General features: G+C 33.7%; 14 protein-coding genes. 7 read left to right on the top strand and 7 right to left on the bottom strand.

Annotated elements, in window-relative coordinates; all coding sequences use genetic code 11:
• Positions 1-344: 344 nt before the first annotated feature.
• From PQ462_RS07000 to guaA, 6 genes are all read right to left on the bottom strand, one after another.
• A complete protein-coding gene (locus tag PQ462_RS07000) occupies positions 345-581 on the bottom strand; it encodes a DUF3820 family protein (protein WP_012024448.1) in 237 nt (78 codons plus the stop codon).
• A gap of 203 nt (positions 582-784) precedes the next feature.
• Positions 785-2,737, bottom strand: coding sequence for a glucosamine-6-phosphate deaminase (gene nagB, locus PQ462_RS06995; RefSeq protein ID WP_274253716.1), 1,953 nt, complete (start codon positions 2,735-2,737; stop codon positions 785-787).
• Between the two features lie 401 nt (positions 2,738-3,138).
• Positions 3,139-3,540, bottom strand: a complete 402-nt coding sequence (locus tag PQ462_RS06990) for an OsmC family protein (RefSeq protein ID WP_012024446.1) — start codon at positions 3,538-3,540, stop codon at positions 3,139-3,141.
• Positions 3,540-5,636 carry a PBP1 and LysM peptidoglycan-binding domain-containing protein gene (locus PQ462_RS06985; RefSeq protein ID WP_274252885.1) on the bottom strand — a complete coding sequence of 699 codons (2,097 nt, stop codon included), beginning with the start codon at positions 5,634-5,636 and terminating at the stop codon, positions 3,540-3,542. The genes PQ462_RS06990 and PQ462_RS06985 overlap by 1 nt, the downstream gene beginning before the upstream one ends.
• Before the next feature lie 94 nt (positions 5,637-5,730).
• Positions 5,731-7,635, bottom strand: coding sequence for a lytic transglycosylase (locus PQ462_RS06980; RefSeq protein WP_274252884.1), 1,905 nt, complete (start codon positions 7,633-7,635; stop codon positions 5,731-5,733).
• A 63-nt stretch (positions 7,636-7,698) separates the two neighbouring features.
• Positions 7,699-9,228, bottom strand: coding sequence for a glutamine-hydrolyzing GMP synthase (gene guaA / locus PQ462_RS06975; protein ID WP_274252883.1), 1,530 nt, complete (start codon positions 9,226-9,228; stop codon positions 7,699-7,701).
• Between the two features lie 232 nt (positions 9,229-9,460).
• Between guaA and PQ462_RS06970 the strand changes: the two genes are divergently transcribed.
• A complete protein-coding gene (locus tag PQ462_RS06970) occupies positions 9,461-9,988 on the top strand; it encodes a hypothetical protein (protein ID WP_274252882.1) in 528 nt (175 codons plus the stop codon).
• A gap of 188 nt (positions 9,989-10,176) precedes the next feature.
• On the opposite strand, the gene PQ462_RS06965 is transcribed toward PQ462_RS06970, so the two are convergent.
• Positions 10,177-10,884, bottom strand: coding sequence for a hypothetical protein (locus PQ462_RS06965; protein ID WP_274252881.1), 708 nt, complete (start codon positions 10,882-10,884; stop codon positions 10,177-10,179).
• Positions 10,885-11,170: 286 nt separating this feature from the next.
• Between PQ462_RS06965 and PQ462_RS06960 the strand changes: the two genes are divergently transcribed.
• The 6 genes from PQ462_RS06960 to gldI all read left to right on the top strand — a co-directional run bounded on the left by PQ462_RS06960 (position 11,171) and on the right by gldI (position 16,086).
• A complete protein-coding gene (locus PQ462_RS06960) occupies positions 11,171-12,088 on the top strand; it encodes a J domain-containing protein (RefSeq protein WP_274252880.1) in 918 nt (305 codons plus the stop codon).
• A complete protein-coding gene (locus PQ462_RS06955; RefSeq protein WP_012024439.1) occupies positions 12,081-12,386 on the top strand; it encodes a chaperone modulator CbpM in 306 nt (101 codons plus the stop codon). The genes PQ462_RS06960 and PQ462_RS06955 overlap by 8 nt, the downstream gene beginning before the upstream one ends.
• Before the next feature lie 153 nt (positions 12,387-12,539).
• On the top strand, positions 12,540-12,923 hold the full coding sequence (locus PQ462_RS06950) for a RidA family protein (protein ID WP_012024438.1): 384 nt from the start codon (positions 12,540-12,542) through the stop codon (positions 12,921-12,923).
• Positions 12,924-13,046: 123 nt separating this feature from the next.
• Entirely contained in the window at positions 13,047-14,303 is a 1,257-nt protein-coding gene (locus PQ462_RS06945; protein WP_274252878.1) for a voltage-gated chloride channel family protein, read from the top strand.
• A gap of 114 nt (positions 14,304-14,417) precedes the next feature.
• Positions 14,418-15,422 (top strand): DHH family phosphoesterase, encoded by a 1,005-nt coding sequence (locus PQ462_RS06940; protein ID WP_274252877.1) that lies wholly within the window; start codon positions 14,418-14,420, stop codon positions 15,420-15,422.
• A gap of 7 nt (positions 15,423-15,429) precedes the next feature.
• A complete protein-coding gene (gldI, locus tag PQ462_RS06935; protein WP_274252876.1) occupies positions 15,430-16,086 on the top strand; it encodes a gliding motility-associated peptidyl-prolyl isomerase GldI in 657 nt (218 codons plus the stop codon).

The following is a 16,086-nucleotide window of genomic DNA, read 5'->3' as shown; positions in this document are numbered from 1 at the left end:
AGATAATTTGCAAATTTTTAAACAGATTGATTACTTGGTTTTGTAATCGATAATTTTAACTTTTAATTAGAGATTTTTTTAAAGAATATCCTTATTTCTGATTGAAAAATGTTTTTGAGAAACTTAAAAAATAAGGCTAATTTATTGGATATTCGTTTAAAGAATAATGAAGGTGATTAGAAAGGTTTTAAAACAAAAAAATATTATAATTTAAAAAACACTGACTTGTACACATTATATGAATTCAGTCTTGAATTCTGTGGTATCACTTTGTTTTTAGAAATTATAATATTTTGTATTTCAAACTTATATAAAAAAAACCAAACAACAAAAGATTTTTCTTACTATTTTACAGGTTTAGGATATTGTTTCTTAATATTTCGTATTAATTCTTCTAAACCATTAAGTTTTAACTCATAAATAAGCTGTAACTGCTGGCCTAATTCTCCTTTTGGAAAACCTTTATTATGATACCAAACCACATAATATTCTGGTAAATCAATTAAAAAACGTCCTTCGTATTTCCCGAAAGGCATTTTGGTATGTGCTAATTTTATGAGAAGTTTTTTGTCTTGTTCCATTTTTTTAAGAAAAAAGAAGCTAGAAGAAAGAAAATAGATTGTTCAGCTTATTTAGTTGCGTGCAAAACTATCATTTATTTTTTCTTTTACCACAGATTAAAAGGATTTAAAAAGATTTTCGCCACGAATTCACGAATTGATTTAAATATAATTCGTGAATTCGTGGCGAATATAAAAACTTAGTCCCTTAGAACCTTAGCATCTTAGTAGTGCCATCTCACAAAAGCTTCCATTGCTGCATAACTTGCCAAACCTAATTGCTGATACAAAGCTGCTGTTTCGCTGTTTCGGTCTTCGGCTCTCTGCCAAAACTCTCTTGCATCAGTTCCTTGGAAAACAACACCGTCTTTTTGTGACTGGTGCTTGAAGATTCCGTGACGTTTCGCCAAAACCTGATCAGGGCTCATTGGTACTGCCATTTCTACTTCGTCAATTCCCCATTCCTGCCAAGCACCGCGGTATAGCCATAACCAGCAGTCGTTCATAAACTCTTTTGGCTTTAAAACTTTTACAGCTTCAAAAATTGCATCCAGACAAACTTTGTGTGTTCCGTGCGGATCTGCTAAATCTCCTGCTGCGTAGATTTGGTGCGGTTTAATTTTTTCAATTAAATCTACTGTTAACTGAATATCTTCTGGTCCAATTGGTTTTTTCTCAATGGTTCCGGTTTCATAGAAAGGAAGTTCCATAAAATGAATCTGGCTGTCTGTCAGACCAACAAAATGACTTGTTGCTCTTGCTTCTCCTTTTCTAATTAATCCTTTTATGTAACGAACTTCAGGAATATCAATTTCACTGTTCTTTTTATTCTCTAAAAAGGTTTGTGCTTTTTGATAAATGTTATCAGCTTCTTCGCTTTTAATTCCGAATTTTTCATTGTAATCAATTACGAATCTGGCAAAACGCAATGCTTCATCATCGGCAACTGCAATATTCCCTGATGTCTGGTAAGCTACGTGCACTTCATGCCCCTGCTCCTGCAAACGCATAAAAGTTCCTCCCATACTAATAATATCATCATCCGGGTGCGGACTAAAAATCAATACGCGCTTTTTAGCAGGCTCAGCTCTTTCAGGACGATTTGCATCTTCTGCATTTGGTTTTCCGCCCGGCCAGCCTGTAATTGTATTTTGTAATTTATTGAATATCTTGATATTGATGTCATATGCCGGACCAGAATCTGCTAATAAATCGCTCATTCCGTTTTCGATATAATCAGCATCAGTAAGCATTAAAATTGGTTTTTTAAGATCTAAAGCTAATCCTAAAACTGCTTTACGAGTTAATTTATCTGTCCAGACAATTTTCTCTACAAGCCATGGTTTGTTGATTCTTGTAAGTTTTGAAGAAGCTTCTTTATCTAAAATAAAAACAGCATTATCGTGTTCTTGCAGGAATGAAGCCGGAACTCGGTTTGTAACTTCGTCTTCAACCGACTTTTTTACAATATTTGCTTTTCCTTCACCCCAAGCTAATAAAATGACTCTTTTAGCTTCCATGATTTTTTTAACCCCAAGTGTAATTGCTGTTCTTGGCGTATTATTTAAGCCGAAGAAATCTTTACTTGCCGCAACTCTTGTAATATGATCCAAAGCTACTAAACGTGTTTTTGAGTTTTGAAGCGATCCAGATTCGTTAAAACCAATATGTCCGTTTCCTCCAATTCCAAGAATCTGTAAATCAATACCGCCCAGAGCTTCGATTTTAGCTTCGTATTCGTGACAGTAGTCTGCAATTTGTTCTTTAGTTAAAAGTCCATCTGGAACATGAGCGTTTTCAGGTAAAATATCCACATGATCAAACAATAATTCTTTCATAAAACGAACATAACTATTGATAGAATTGGGCTCCATCGGGTAATATTCGTCAAGATTAAAACTGATTACGTTTTTAAAACTCAAACCTTCTTCTTTATGCAGACGCACTAATTCAGCATACAAACCTTTTGGAGAAGAACCTGTAGCCAAACCTAAAATACAAGGTTTGTTTTCTTTTTGTTTTGATTGAATTAAAGCTGCGATTTCTTGTGCAACTGCTTTTGAAGCTTCGTTTGAATTTTCAAAAACAACGGTATTGATGTTTTCGAAGCGTTTTTCAAAACCGGTTGCTTTGTCTATTTTACTTTTTAACATGATATATTTTTTTTTATTCTTCAGATTATGTGTGCTGGGTTAAAACCCTAAAATTTCATTTTTCAATTGAAAAAACGCAAGTCAAATCATTGCTAAAACAATAGCAATCAATACCATATAAAGATAAAACCTTTATAAATGGAATACAACAAAATTTAAATTATTGATTTGGAGTAGAATTTGGAATATCATTTTTATCTCACTTAGAGATTCCAAATAATATTAAAAAAGTGATTCTCGTTTTCACTTTTTAAGACTGCGTTATTTTTGCATTAAAATGCGTATTTTTTGCAAGACAAAGATACTTCAATATATTTTTAAGACCCAAAATTTGGCATGAATATTTTGTTAATTTTTGCATTTATATGAATTGCATAAAAAAAGCCGCCAATATTGACAGCTTTTTATACTATATTCTAAAAAAATTATTCCCAATTAAAGGTTACATTTTTTTCAATTTCTGAACTTAAACTCAAAAACACCGGACAAGTCATTGCAGCACGTTCTAAAATCGTTTTACTCTTTTCATCGGCATTGCTTTTCATTTGAAAAACAATTTCAATCGCACCAATTCTTCTTGGTTCAGCGTTCATTATCTTTGTTACTTCGGCGGTAGAACCGGTAAAATCTACTTCTAAATCACGAGCTTTAATCCCCATAATTGTCATCATACAGCTTGCCAAAGCATTTGCAACTGTATCTGTTGGAGAAAAAGCTTCTCCTTTTCCGTTATTATCAAGCGGTGCATCAGAAATAATTTCGCTTCCTGATTGTATATGAATTGATTTTGTTCTTAAATCGCCTAAGTAAGTTACTTTTGATGTCATTAATTTGCTGCTTTTAAAGTTAAATCTGAATCGTAATATAAAATGTAGACACCTTTATTTGCGTGTCCGCCATCTTCTTTTTTATAAAATTGAAATTTATTGTCAACCTGTTGTGTTGTCATTAAATCTGCTGTTTCCTGATACGTTTTTCCCTGAACCAAACGCATCATGGTATCAAAAGTTACATCAAAACCTCTTGTTGCGTATGTATTTGGATAGGTTTTATTTTTCAGTTTATATTCTTTTTTGAAAATTGCAGCTCCTTGTTCGTCACTGTCACGAGTTACAGAAGGATACATTAATTTCAACTGAACCAAATTATCAAAACTAATCTCGTCTGTATCAAGCGTACTGTTTGGTTCTAGAATTACCAACTGCACCTGACATGTTTTTTGAGAATCAATCAAAGCTTTTATGGTTGCTTTTATCATCGCCGTATTTCCTGTTTCCATTACCACATAATTCAAACGTGTTGGCAGTAAAAGGCTTTTTAAATTGGCCGCATCTAAACCTCCGGTTTCTGTTAATCCGGCAAAAACAACTCCTTTTTGATTTTGTTTTATATAATTGATAACCGATTCTTTTTTCTTGTCTACAACAGCTACAATGTTTCCGTTTTTAGCTCTCATATAATCAAAAATCGCATTTCGAACTACATCATTTGATGGAACTGTCTGATATAAATTATCGATAGGATTTGCTGCATCTTTTGACAATGGCGAAATCACAGGAACATTGTATAAACGAAGCGAATTTGCAGTAGATTCTGCATTATTTTGATAGAACGGACCAACAACTGCATCTGCTTCCTGCAATTTATTCTGCGCAATTAAAGAAGCAATATTCGATGTAGTTTTAGTTTCCTGCGAATCGTAAATTGAAACATCAATTGGCAGTTTTAATGTTTTAGCAGAGTCTATTGCCATCATTGCTCCAGAATAAAAATCAAGTGTCATGTTTAAAAATTTATCTGTTTTTAAACGTGCCGCCATTCCGGTTGTGTCAGTTTGTAATTTTGCTAAATTAAAAGGAAGTAATAAAACTAATTTCTGGCGGTCATTTTGTCCTTTTTTCTTAGTTAATTCAACAATTTCAGGATCTGCCGAAACAGTTTCAGATTTTACCTTATCTATAATTTTAATACCGCCTCCTGTATTTTCTGCAGGTTTTTCAACTACTGCTGGTGTAGAAACAACTGCTCTTTCAGCTGGCTGAGATTGAGCCACGATTGGTGCCGGTGCTACATATCCCACAGGAACTTTAAGAACCATTCCTTCTTTTACTCCTTCTGATAATGACGGATTTAAAGCAACTAGCTCATCTTGTGTTAAATGAAAAACTCTTCCTAAACTATAAAAAGTCTCTTTTGGTTTTACCTGATATTCCATATAAGAAACTGCTTTTTTAGATTCAGTTTTCTTAGGTTCTTCAGCTTTAGAAACCGGCGCCGCAGTTTCGGTTTTTGGAGCAGTTCCTTTTATAGTAACTCTGTATCCAACCGGCAAACTTGAAACAATTTCGGGATTTCTTTTCTCTAAATCTTCAACTGTTGTATTGTATTGTTTTGCAATCGAATACTTCGTTTCTTTTGCCTGAACCTCATGGTATACATATTTTTCAGGTCCTTTTTCTTTTGTTTTTTTCTCTGCTGCAGCTGTATTTTTAGGAGCAGTGCCTTTTGCAGGAATCACAAGTTTCTGGCCAATCTGAACCCCGTTCTTTTCAAGAATTGGATTTGCCGCTTTTAAGGCTTCATCAGAAATGCCATATTTTTTTTCAATGCTGTAAAAAGTTTCTTTTGGCTGTACTTCGTGAATAATTTCTTTAGAATTACCTGTCGATTTTGCCTCAGCTGTTTCTTTTTTATCCGCATTTTTATTTGCCGCAGCCGGAATCAATAAAACGGTATTAGGCTTTACTCCGCTGCGTGCATCAGGATTTAATTCATAAATATCGTAAGGTGTGACTTTGAATTTTTGAGCAATCTGATTGATTGTTTCTCCGCTGGAAACAGTATATTTAATTACTTTTCCCTGCGAAAAAGCAGAACAGGTTATAAAAAAAACAAAGAATAATAATGTCGAAAAATATTTCATAATAAAGCTTAAAACAATTTTAATTTCTAATTCAAAAACAAGATACTAATTTCCTGCATACAAGATTCGCGCCATTTGTTAATCTTTTTTATTACTATCGAAGATCAATTTCTAACTTCGTAATAACAATATTCTTATATAACTCATCTTCTTCCTTTTTCTTGCACTGATATAAAACTTCGTCCATATTTTGGAACTTATCAGCATATACATAATAAGAAAGGCTGTTTATATTAAAGAAAAAACCAGCGTTAAAGTTACCAGAATCAATAAGCTGCATAATTAACTTATCTCTTGGCACTGCGTCTGTAAATATACCTAAAACTAAGTAATAGCCGTTCGAAACTTCTTTAAGATTATCATAAACTTCGATCTTTATATTTTTTTCATTCTTTAAAGGATTCTCTTTCAGCTCCCGACGCATCTCTTCTAATGAAACTATTTTTGAAGTTTCTGCACCATTTGATTTCTTAACAGCTTCATCCTGGTATTTCTTTAATTTTACCAAAGCCAGTTTATCATCAAATTTTCTGGCTTCCATACTATAATAAGATGCTTTGCTGATATGACGTTTTACTTCAATTTGTTTTTGAGTGTCCAGCGAATCAATTTTAGAAATCAGCAGCTGATTTTTCGCATCACCCTGTTCCTGTTCAATTTTATAACGTTTAATTTCTTCTAAAGAAAGTCTCTGCTGAATTGAAGTAACATTATTATTTTTTTCGCTTTCGCGGATTTTCTTTTTGTATTCCTGATTTTCTTCTACGGCAATTTTCTCAACTTTATTCATTAATCCTGCATAAACCTTACGGTTTTCAGCAAGTTCTTTTTTCAATTGAGAAGATAATTCGCTGGTTTTTCCGATGCTTTCATACGATTGCTTTTCTAAACGTTTCGATTCATCAACATTTAAAATATCCATTCGTTTTAATTCTTTCAAATCATTATTCATTGTATTTACCAATGAATCTAATTTGGCCATTAAAACGTCCTGAACATTTTTATTGGCTTCTAAAACCAAACGCAGTTTTTCTACCGAGTTTTCTTTAGAACCATTCATATCATTCAGATTGACTTTTAAATCATTAATCTTTATGATTTTCTGGTTCATTTCTTTTTGAACAACCAATCTGTCTTTTAAATCTTCTATTTCAACCGTTTTAGCTTTTGTTTTCTCAACTACAACTTGTTTTTCGGCAAGGGCAAGCATTAATTCTTCGCTTTCGTTTGCCGGTTTTATTTCTTTTGTATTGATGGCTAATTTGTTTCCAACAATTAATCCATTTACAATTTCGGGATTTTGAGATTCTAACTGTTCTATTGAAATACCGTATTTTTTAGAAATCGAAAATTTAGTTTCTTTTGGTTCAACTACATGAAAAACTGTTTCCTGATTGATAACGCGGACTCTTCCGTCTAAGGTTTTTCTTTTATTCGGAATAGCGATTGTCTGCCCAATCTGCAATCCGTTAACCAAAATATCTTTGTTGAGATTTTCTAAATCCTGGACCGAAACATTGTATTGTCTGGCAATACTAAACAAAGATTCTTTTGCCACAACCTGATGTGTGATTTTCGATGAACCTGTTGTTTCAGTTTTAGAAAAATTTGAAGAATTTGGAATATTTAATTCCTGTCCCACTTGAAGTCCGTTTACCAAAATCGCCTGATTGGCATTTTGAATAACTTCTACCGAAACATGGTATTGTTTTGATAAACCGTACAGCGTTTCTTTTTCTCCAACTATGTGGGTAATCTGCTGGTCTGAATTTGTTTTTTCTGAAGAATGAACGGGAATCTTAATAATTTGACTGTCTTTGATTCCGTTTTGCGATTCGGGGTTGAGTTTGTAAATCTCCTCTACAGAAACCTTGTATTTTTGGGCAATGAAATAAGCAGTTTCTCCTTTTTGAATTTTGTGCTCAATTATTGAATCTTGTGCAGTGATTTTGTTAAAAGACAAAATAAACACAAGAGAAATCGTTAAAAGTTCTCTCATAAATAGTAGGTTATAAAAAATTAAGGCCTTACAAATGTAAGACCTTAATTTTAAAATACGCTGCTATTCCCACTCAATTGTTGCAGGTGGTTTTGAACTAATATCGTAAACTACACGATTCACGCCTTTTACCTTATTGATAATATCATTTGATACTTTCATCAAGAAATCATACGGTAAGTGAACCCAGTCAGCAGTCATACCATCTGTTGATTCTACTGCTCTAAGCGCTACTACTTTTTCGTAAGTACGCTCATCGCCCATAACTCCAACACTGTTTACAGGAAGCAAAATAGCTCCCGCCTGCCAAACTTTGTCGTATAATCCCCAAGATTTTAATCCTTCGATAAATACAGAATCAACATCTTGTAAAATCTGTACTTTCTCCGGCGTAATATCTCCAAGAATTCTAATTGATAATCCAGGTCCCGGGAAAGGATGTCTTCCTAACAATTCTGGATCTATTCCTAATGTAGCACCCACTCTACGAACTTCGTCTTTAAACAACATTCTAAGTGGTTCTACAATTTTTAATTTCATATAATCCGGCAATCCACCCACATTGTGGTGCGATTTAATTGTCGCAGATGGTCCTTTTACCGAAACAGACTCGATAACATCTGGGTAAATAGTTCCCTGTGCTAACCATTTTACGTCTTCTAACAAGTGCGATTCATCATCAAAAACTTCGATAAATACACGACCAATTGTTTTACGTTTTGTTTCTGGATCGCTGATTCCTGCTAATTCGCCAAGGAAACGATCTCCGGCATCTACACCTTTTACGTTTAATCCCATTCCTTTGTATTGATCTAATACATTTTGAAATTCGTTTTTACGCAAAAGTCCGTTATTAACGAAGATGCAATATAAATTTTGACCTATTGCTTTGTTTAATAAAACTGCTGCTACAGTAGAATCTACTCCTCCAGATAAACCAAGAACAACTTTATCGTTTCCTAATTTTTCTTTTAATTCTGCCACCATTTCGTCAACGAAAGCATTTGGAGTAAAGTTTTGAGGAACTTCAGCAATTTTTACCAAAAAGTTTTCCAGCATTTTTTTACCATCTGTTGAATGATAAACTTCTGGGTGATATTGAATTGCATAAGTAGTTTCGCCTTCAATTTTATAAGCTGCGTATTCTACATCATGAGTGCTTGCTAATTTTACAGCATTTGTTGGAAGCGCTTTGATACTATCGCTGTGGCTCATCCAAACCTGACTGTTTTCTGAAACTCCTTCAAAAAAAGTTTCGTCTTCTTTAATATAAGACAAGTTTGCTCTTCCGTATTCTCTTGTATTAGAAGCTGCCACTTCTCCACCGCTGAAATGAGCTAAATATTGTGCTCCGTAACAAACAGCAAGCAAAGGCATTTTACCTCTAATTTGTGATAAATCAGGATGCGGCGCATCTTCTCCTCTAACAGAGAAAGGGCTTCCTCCTAAAATTACGGCTTTATAACTTGATAAATCACTTGGAATGTGATTGTAAGGAAAAATTTCGCAGAATATATTTAATTCGCGAACTCTACGCGCAATAAGCTGAGTATATTGCGATCCGAAATCTAAAATAAGTACGTTGTGTTGCATGCGCAAAAATACTTTTTATATTCGAAATTGAAAAATCGGAACAATGAAAAAAAATATTTTTTTTCAGTGCAGGTTCTAAGATGCTATCCTGACATCTATATAGACAGATTTTTTCAACTTCAAAAAGAAAAACCTTAGCTGCTTAGAATCTTAGCAACTTAGTATCTTCGCAAAAAAAAATCCAAACAATCCAAAAATTCGTATCTGTAGAAAAACCTATTTAAATTAAACTATGAAATCAAAACTTATTGCCTTGACAGCTTGTTTATCAATCTTTTTTACTTCTTGTGATGCTGTTGATGATTTATTGACGTTTACTATATCGAATAACACTTCGATAAAAATTCAAAGCACATCACCAATTAATCTGCCGTCGGAAATAATCACTCCGGATGTTACTACTAATTCTTCTGCTGAATTTGAAAACAACAAAACCAAAGCTAATCTGGTAAAAGATGTACATATCAAATCGCTTAAGCTTTCTATTTCTGATCCTTCAGATAAAACTTTTACTTTTTTAAAATCGGTTCACATATACATATCCACTACTAATTCTGACGAAATAGAATTGGCTTATCTGGATAACATCAACTCATCAAGCAGCGAAATTGATTTGATTTGTACTGATGCAAGATTAGACCAGTACATTAAAGCTGACAGCTATAAAATTAGAACTAAGGTTACTCTTAAAGAAACTCTTACTAAAGATGTAACGGTTAAAGCTGATATGAAGTTTAAAGTTACTGCAGATCCTTTTTAATCTAAGGTGCTAAGGTGCTGATGCTAAGGTGCTAAGTTTTTTTTTAAAGGATTTAGACACAGATTTAGACACAATAAAAAAAGAGGTTCTAAAATTAGAACCTCTTTTTTATTTATTATTATATATTTTTCCCTTTCAAAGTAAAAACTCAGAAACTTAGATTCTCAGCCTCTTAGAAGCTAAAAAAATCACTCTTTCGTAACAACTACCGAAGCCTTAAATCCTGCTGCCAGATTATCCCAGTAATCATTTGTTACTAACTGGCCTTTATCATCATAAATCTGAATTTCGGCTGTGTTTCCTCCCAGAGTACCAATATTTAAAGCCTCAAAATCTAATTTATTAAAACCTTCGGCAAGATTTATTTTTACCTGTTTAAAGTTGGCATCTAATAATATCTGGCTTGCAATTACTACTTCATTTGAAGAAACTTTGACCAAATCTCCGTCGATAGCACCAAAGTCACGAAGTTTGACAATAAAATATTCTGATTTGGTTTTAAAATCACCCAGTGAAATATTCTTCTTGACCAATGTTCCTCTTCCCTCTCTTAAACCGGCATCTTTTAATGCTTTATTTAAATCTTTCTCCATTTTATCTACATACAAATCACCAGGATTAGCAAAATCATTTTGCTGATACATCGAAAATTTGCTTTTTTCTTCACCAATCTGAAATTGAGATTTTGGAGTTATGGCTGTATTATCAAAAACATTAGGTGTTTTTATTCCTGGAATATCAGCGGTTTCTGCCTGCGGGTCTTTAACCTGCGGAAGCGGCGTTTTTTTCTTGGTGCTAAACTTTGGTGCAGGAATAGGTTTGTATTTTGTACCAAATTCTTGCGCTGAAACACTGACAGCGGCAAAAAATAATATGAAAAATAAAATATGCTTCATTGAAAAGAGATTATCGAATCGGCTTAAAAATTTTTTATCTGTAATAAAGTATAGCTTCACAAAAATAACATAAATAAGTTTGGCGCGACAACTTTAATACTATTATAACAATATATTAGGCTAATTTTTGGAATCAAAAAACCTGCCAAAAAAATACCATGCTGTAAAATATTTAAAATTTTTAGAGTAATAAATTTCTCCTAAAATAGCCTTCACCACTTTGATAGTTAACAACTTATTATTAACTTCAATACCTCATTTTATTTTATCTTAAATTTCAAAAAAGATGGATTATATCGACTATTATAAAACATTAGACGTTTCAAAATCAGCAACAGAAGCCGAGATTAAAAAAGCATATCGAAAACTGGCCAGAAAATATCATCCCGATTTGAATCCGAATGATAAAGAAGCCGAGAAAAAATTCAAGGAAATAAACGAAGCAAACGAAGTTTTAAGCAATCCCGAAAATCGTAAAAAATACGATAAATACGGAAAAGACTGGAAACATGCTGACGAATTTGAAAAAGCAGGTTACGATCCTAATCAGCAGCAATATTCAAGACAACAGAGCAGCGGTCAGGATTTTTCTGGTTTTGGCGGAGGAGATTTTTCAGGAAGTGATTTTTCAGATTTTTTTAATTCGATGTACGGTTCCGGCAGAAGCAGCCGAGGCCAGTCGAAATACAGAGGACAGGATTTTAATGCCGAATTACAATTAGATCTTGCTTCTGCTTATACAACACACAAACAAAGTTTAACCGTAAATGGCAAAAATATCCGAATTACAATTCCTGCTGGAGTAGAAAACGGCCAGGTAATTAAAATTCCGGGTCATGGAGGCCCCGGAGCTAACGGAGGACCTAACGGCGATTTGTATATCACTTTTATAATCGAAAACAATTCTGATTTTAAACGAGAAGGAAACAATTTATATTCTAATGTTGATTTAGACCTTTATACAGCTGTTTTAGGAGGCGAAATCAATATCAAAACTTTTGATGGAAAAGTAAAAATTAAAGTTCCTGCCGAAACTCAAACCGGAACAAAAGTCAAATTAAAAGGAAAAGGTTTTCCGATTTACAAAAAAGACAATCAGTTTGGGGATTTATATGTAACGTACAATTTGAAAATTCCAACCCAATTATCTCAAAAAGAAAAAGAATTGTTTACAGAATTATCTAAACTAAGAAATCATGAGTAATAAAAACCTAATCCAAATAAAACAATTTTGTGTGTATCATGAAATTGAAAACACCTTTATAAAAGAACTTAACAGTTACGGTTTAGTAGAAATTATCATTGAAAAAGATGACGAATATTTACAGCCGGAACAACTGCCTGCGCTGGAAAAAATGATTCGAATGCATTATGATCTCAATATCAATTTAGAAGGTATTGATGCCATTTATCATTTGTTGAATAAAATTGAAACCCTACAGCAGCATCTTACCAATACACAAAATAAGCTTAGAATTTACGAGGAAAACCAAACCGATTAAAGCGTATTGAAATATCACAAAAAAACACGATTTTCAAAATGATTTCAAGTCTTTATAATTCTTTTTGCCAAGCTTATTTCATAAATTGCAGCGCATTAATTAACCTGAATTTGTTTTTAAAACCTCACAAAACAATTCGAAAAAACTCATAAAATGAAAAGAGAAAACATCTTAACAGGATCGCCGTGGGAAGACAAAATGGGATACTGCCGCGCTGTAAGAATTGGCAATATCATCGAAGTTTCGGGCACAGTAGCAATTGTTGACGGCGATAAAGTAAAAGCCGACGATGCTTATGCTCAGACTTATAATATAATTGAACGCGTTGAAAAAGTACTGCAAGACTTAAATGTTGGAATTAAAGACGTAATCAGAACACGCATTTTTACAACAAATGTTGATACTTTTGAGGAAGTTGCAAGAGCGCACTCTGCTTTTTTTAAAGATGTAAAACCAACAACAGGTTTTTATGAAATCAGTAAATTAGTTGCTCCTGAATATTTAGTTGAAATTGAATTTACAGCTGTAGTTCAGTAATTTTAGCAGTCACGAAATTCACGAATTCAAAAAAATCATTTTTGATCCATTTAATATGTGGCAAAAGAAAGATAATTCGTGAAAAATCGTGAAATTCGTGGCTGAAATAATTTTATTCTTTGAATGACTTCTCAAAACACTAAACAATTCCTTCTTTCTCTTCCAAAATGGATTCTTATCTGTGCTTTAATTGGTATTTTATCAGGATCTGCATCTGCTTTTTTTCTTGTTTCTTTAGAATGGGTAACACAGTTTAGAATTCAGCACGACTGGATTATCTGGCTTTTACCTTTTGGCGGATTACTGGTTGGTTTGAGTTATTATTACTGGGGAGAATCGGTTGTAAAAGGCAACAATTTATTACTTGAAGAATACGAAAAACCCAAAAAAGTCATTCCGTTTAAAATGGCACCTTTGGTCCTTTTAGGCACTTTACTTACTCATTTATTTGGAGGTTCTGCCGGACGCGAAGGTACAGCCGTACAAATGGGAGGCGCAATCGCAGATCAATTCACTAAAATTTTCAACTTAGATAATGCAGAACGCCGAATTCTTATTATTCTGGGTATCAGCGCAGGTTTTGCCTCTGTTTTTGGAACACCGTTAGCAGGCGCTGTTTTTGCTTTAGAAGTTTTGTACTTCAGTAAAATCAATTTTAAAAGCGCTTTACTTTCTTTTGTAGTTGCTTATACGGCTTATTTTACAGTAGAATTCTGGAAAATAAAACACACCCATTACAGTATTCCGGTTGTTCTCGAACTTAATTTCGACACTATATTTTATACCATATTACTCGGACTTCTTTCAGGCTTTGCTGCGTTATTATTTTCGAGAAGCACACATTTCTGGGGTTCACTTTTCTCTAAAAACATCAAATATCCGCCGCTTCGTCCAGTTATTGGCGGTGTCGTTTTAGCTGCTGCTATTGCTGGTTTAGGTTTTACTAAATTCTCAGGACTTGGTGTACCGGTTATTGTTGACTCATTTTCAAATCCAAGTGAATGGTATGATTTTCTGCTCAAAATTCTATTTACAGGATTCACTTTAGGAGCAGGCTTTAAAGGCGGAGAAGTAACACCTTTATTCTTTGTCGGCGCCACATTAGGAAGCGCATTATCAATATTTATCCCAATGCCTATTGCGCTTTTAGCCGGAGTTGGTTTCGTGTCTGTTTTTTCTGGTGCAACCCACACTCCTATTGCCTGTACTATTATGGGAATGGAATTATTTGGCATTCAGCCCGGAATTTTCATTGCTCTAGGATGTACAATAGCGTATTTTTCTTCAGGTTCTGTTGGTATTTACAAATCACAAATAGTTAAAGGTGCGAAGTATAAATTGTACCAAAGATTTCAGAAAAAAGAACTTCAAAATTTGTAAAATAAATTCCAAGTTTTGAATTTTAAATTCAAAAACTGAACTGATTACTGCGACTGTGACTGAAAACTAAAATTATTTTCAGCATTACATTAAAAAAATGTAAATTCGCACACTATGAAAATACAAGATATTCAGGCAATTCAATTATTGCTTGCTGCTCCAAAGAAAATCGTAATAATTCCGCACAGAGGGCCAGACGGCGACGCTATGGGTTCTACTCTTGCATTATACCATTTTTTATTAAAAAACAATCATCAGGCAACAGTAATTGCTCCTAATGATTTTCCTGATTTTCTGGCTTGGCTTCCAGGTTCTGAAACGGTCAAAATATTTGAAAAAGACACTGAAAACTGCATCAAAATATTAGAAGAAGCCGAATTAATTTTTACGCTTGATTTTAATGCGTTTCACCGAACAGGCGAAATGGAACATACGTTAGCCAGATTAACGGCTCCATATATCATGATCGATCATCATGAAAAACCACATGATTATGCCCTTTACACATATTCTGACCCAACATACGGATCGACTTGTGAAATGGTTTACAACTTTATTACTTTCCTGAATAAAAAGGAAGATATTGACAAGAATATTGCAACCTGCATATATACTGGAATTTTAACTGATTCCGGCTCTTTTCGCTTTCCGGGAACTACAGGAAACACACACCGAATTATTGCCGAACTAATTGACTTAGGGGTTGAGAATACTCAAATTCCGGTTTTGTTATACGATAACAGTTCATTCAGCCGTTTGCAGTTATTAGGCCGTGCTTTACAAAACATGAAAATTTTTGAAGAGCATAAAACGTCTTACATGACTTTGACTCAGGAAGAGTTAGATTCTTTTAATTATGTAAAAGGCGATACCGAAGGAATTGTTAATTATGGTTTAAGCATACGCGGAATTGTTTTTACAGCTATCTTTATCGAAAATAGAGACGAAAAAATAATTAAAATTTCTTTCCGTTCTCAAGGGGGATTTGATGTTAACCAATTTGCAAGAGACCATTTTAAAGGAGGCGGACACATAAATGCAGCTGGCGGAAGATCTGAAGTTTCAATGGAAGAAACGGTTAAAAAATTCGAAGATTTAGTAACTAAACTAAAATTATAAAACCAATATGAACTACTTAAAAATCAGCATTTATTCACTGCTTTTTGCAGTTTTATTGGCGGGCTGTAAGCATCATGAAGAAGCGCGCAGGCCAATTTCAAGAGCTTCGGGGACTTTTATGAAAAAATCAGCCGACAGAAACAAAAAATTAGTAGCCAGCGAAGAAGATGTGATTAAAAAAATCATCAAAAGCAATCCGAAAGTAAAATATTACGCCACAAAAAAAGGATATTGGTTTAGTTATGATGAAAAAAATAACACCGAAACCACTGCACCACGAAAAGGAGACATCGCTTACTTTAATTTAGAAGTTAAAGATATTGAGGGTAAAGTAATTTATTCAGAAGCTGATCTTGGTCCACAGACTTATTATGTTGACAAACAAGACATCATGATGGGATTACGTGACGGGATTAAATACATGAAAAAAAATGAAACTGTTACTTTTCTTTTTCCATCACATATGGCTTATGGATATCATGGAGATAACAAAAAAATTGGTCCTAATCAGTCTTTGATTTGTACTGTTACCTTAAGAAACTTTGTTCCGGATCCGGCGCAAAACACTGTTGCTGCTCCAGCTGCACAAACTAAACCTGCAGCAGCAAAACCTGCTGTTTCAAAACCTGCCGCTCAAACTAAAAAAGATACATTAAACCCATAA

Source organism: Flavobacterium sp. KACC 22758 (assembly GCF_028736135.1).
In the GTDB taxonomy this organism is placed as follows: Bacteria; Bacteroidota; Bacteroidia; order Flavobacteriales; family Flavobacteriaceae; genus Flavobacterium; species Flavobacterium johnsoniae.
The sequence above is the reverse complement of the archived record's forward strand: the minus strand, read 5'-3'. Positions and strand labels throughout refer to the sequence as shown.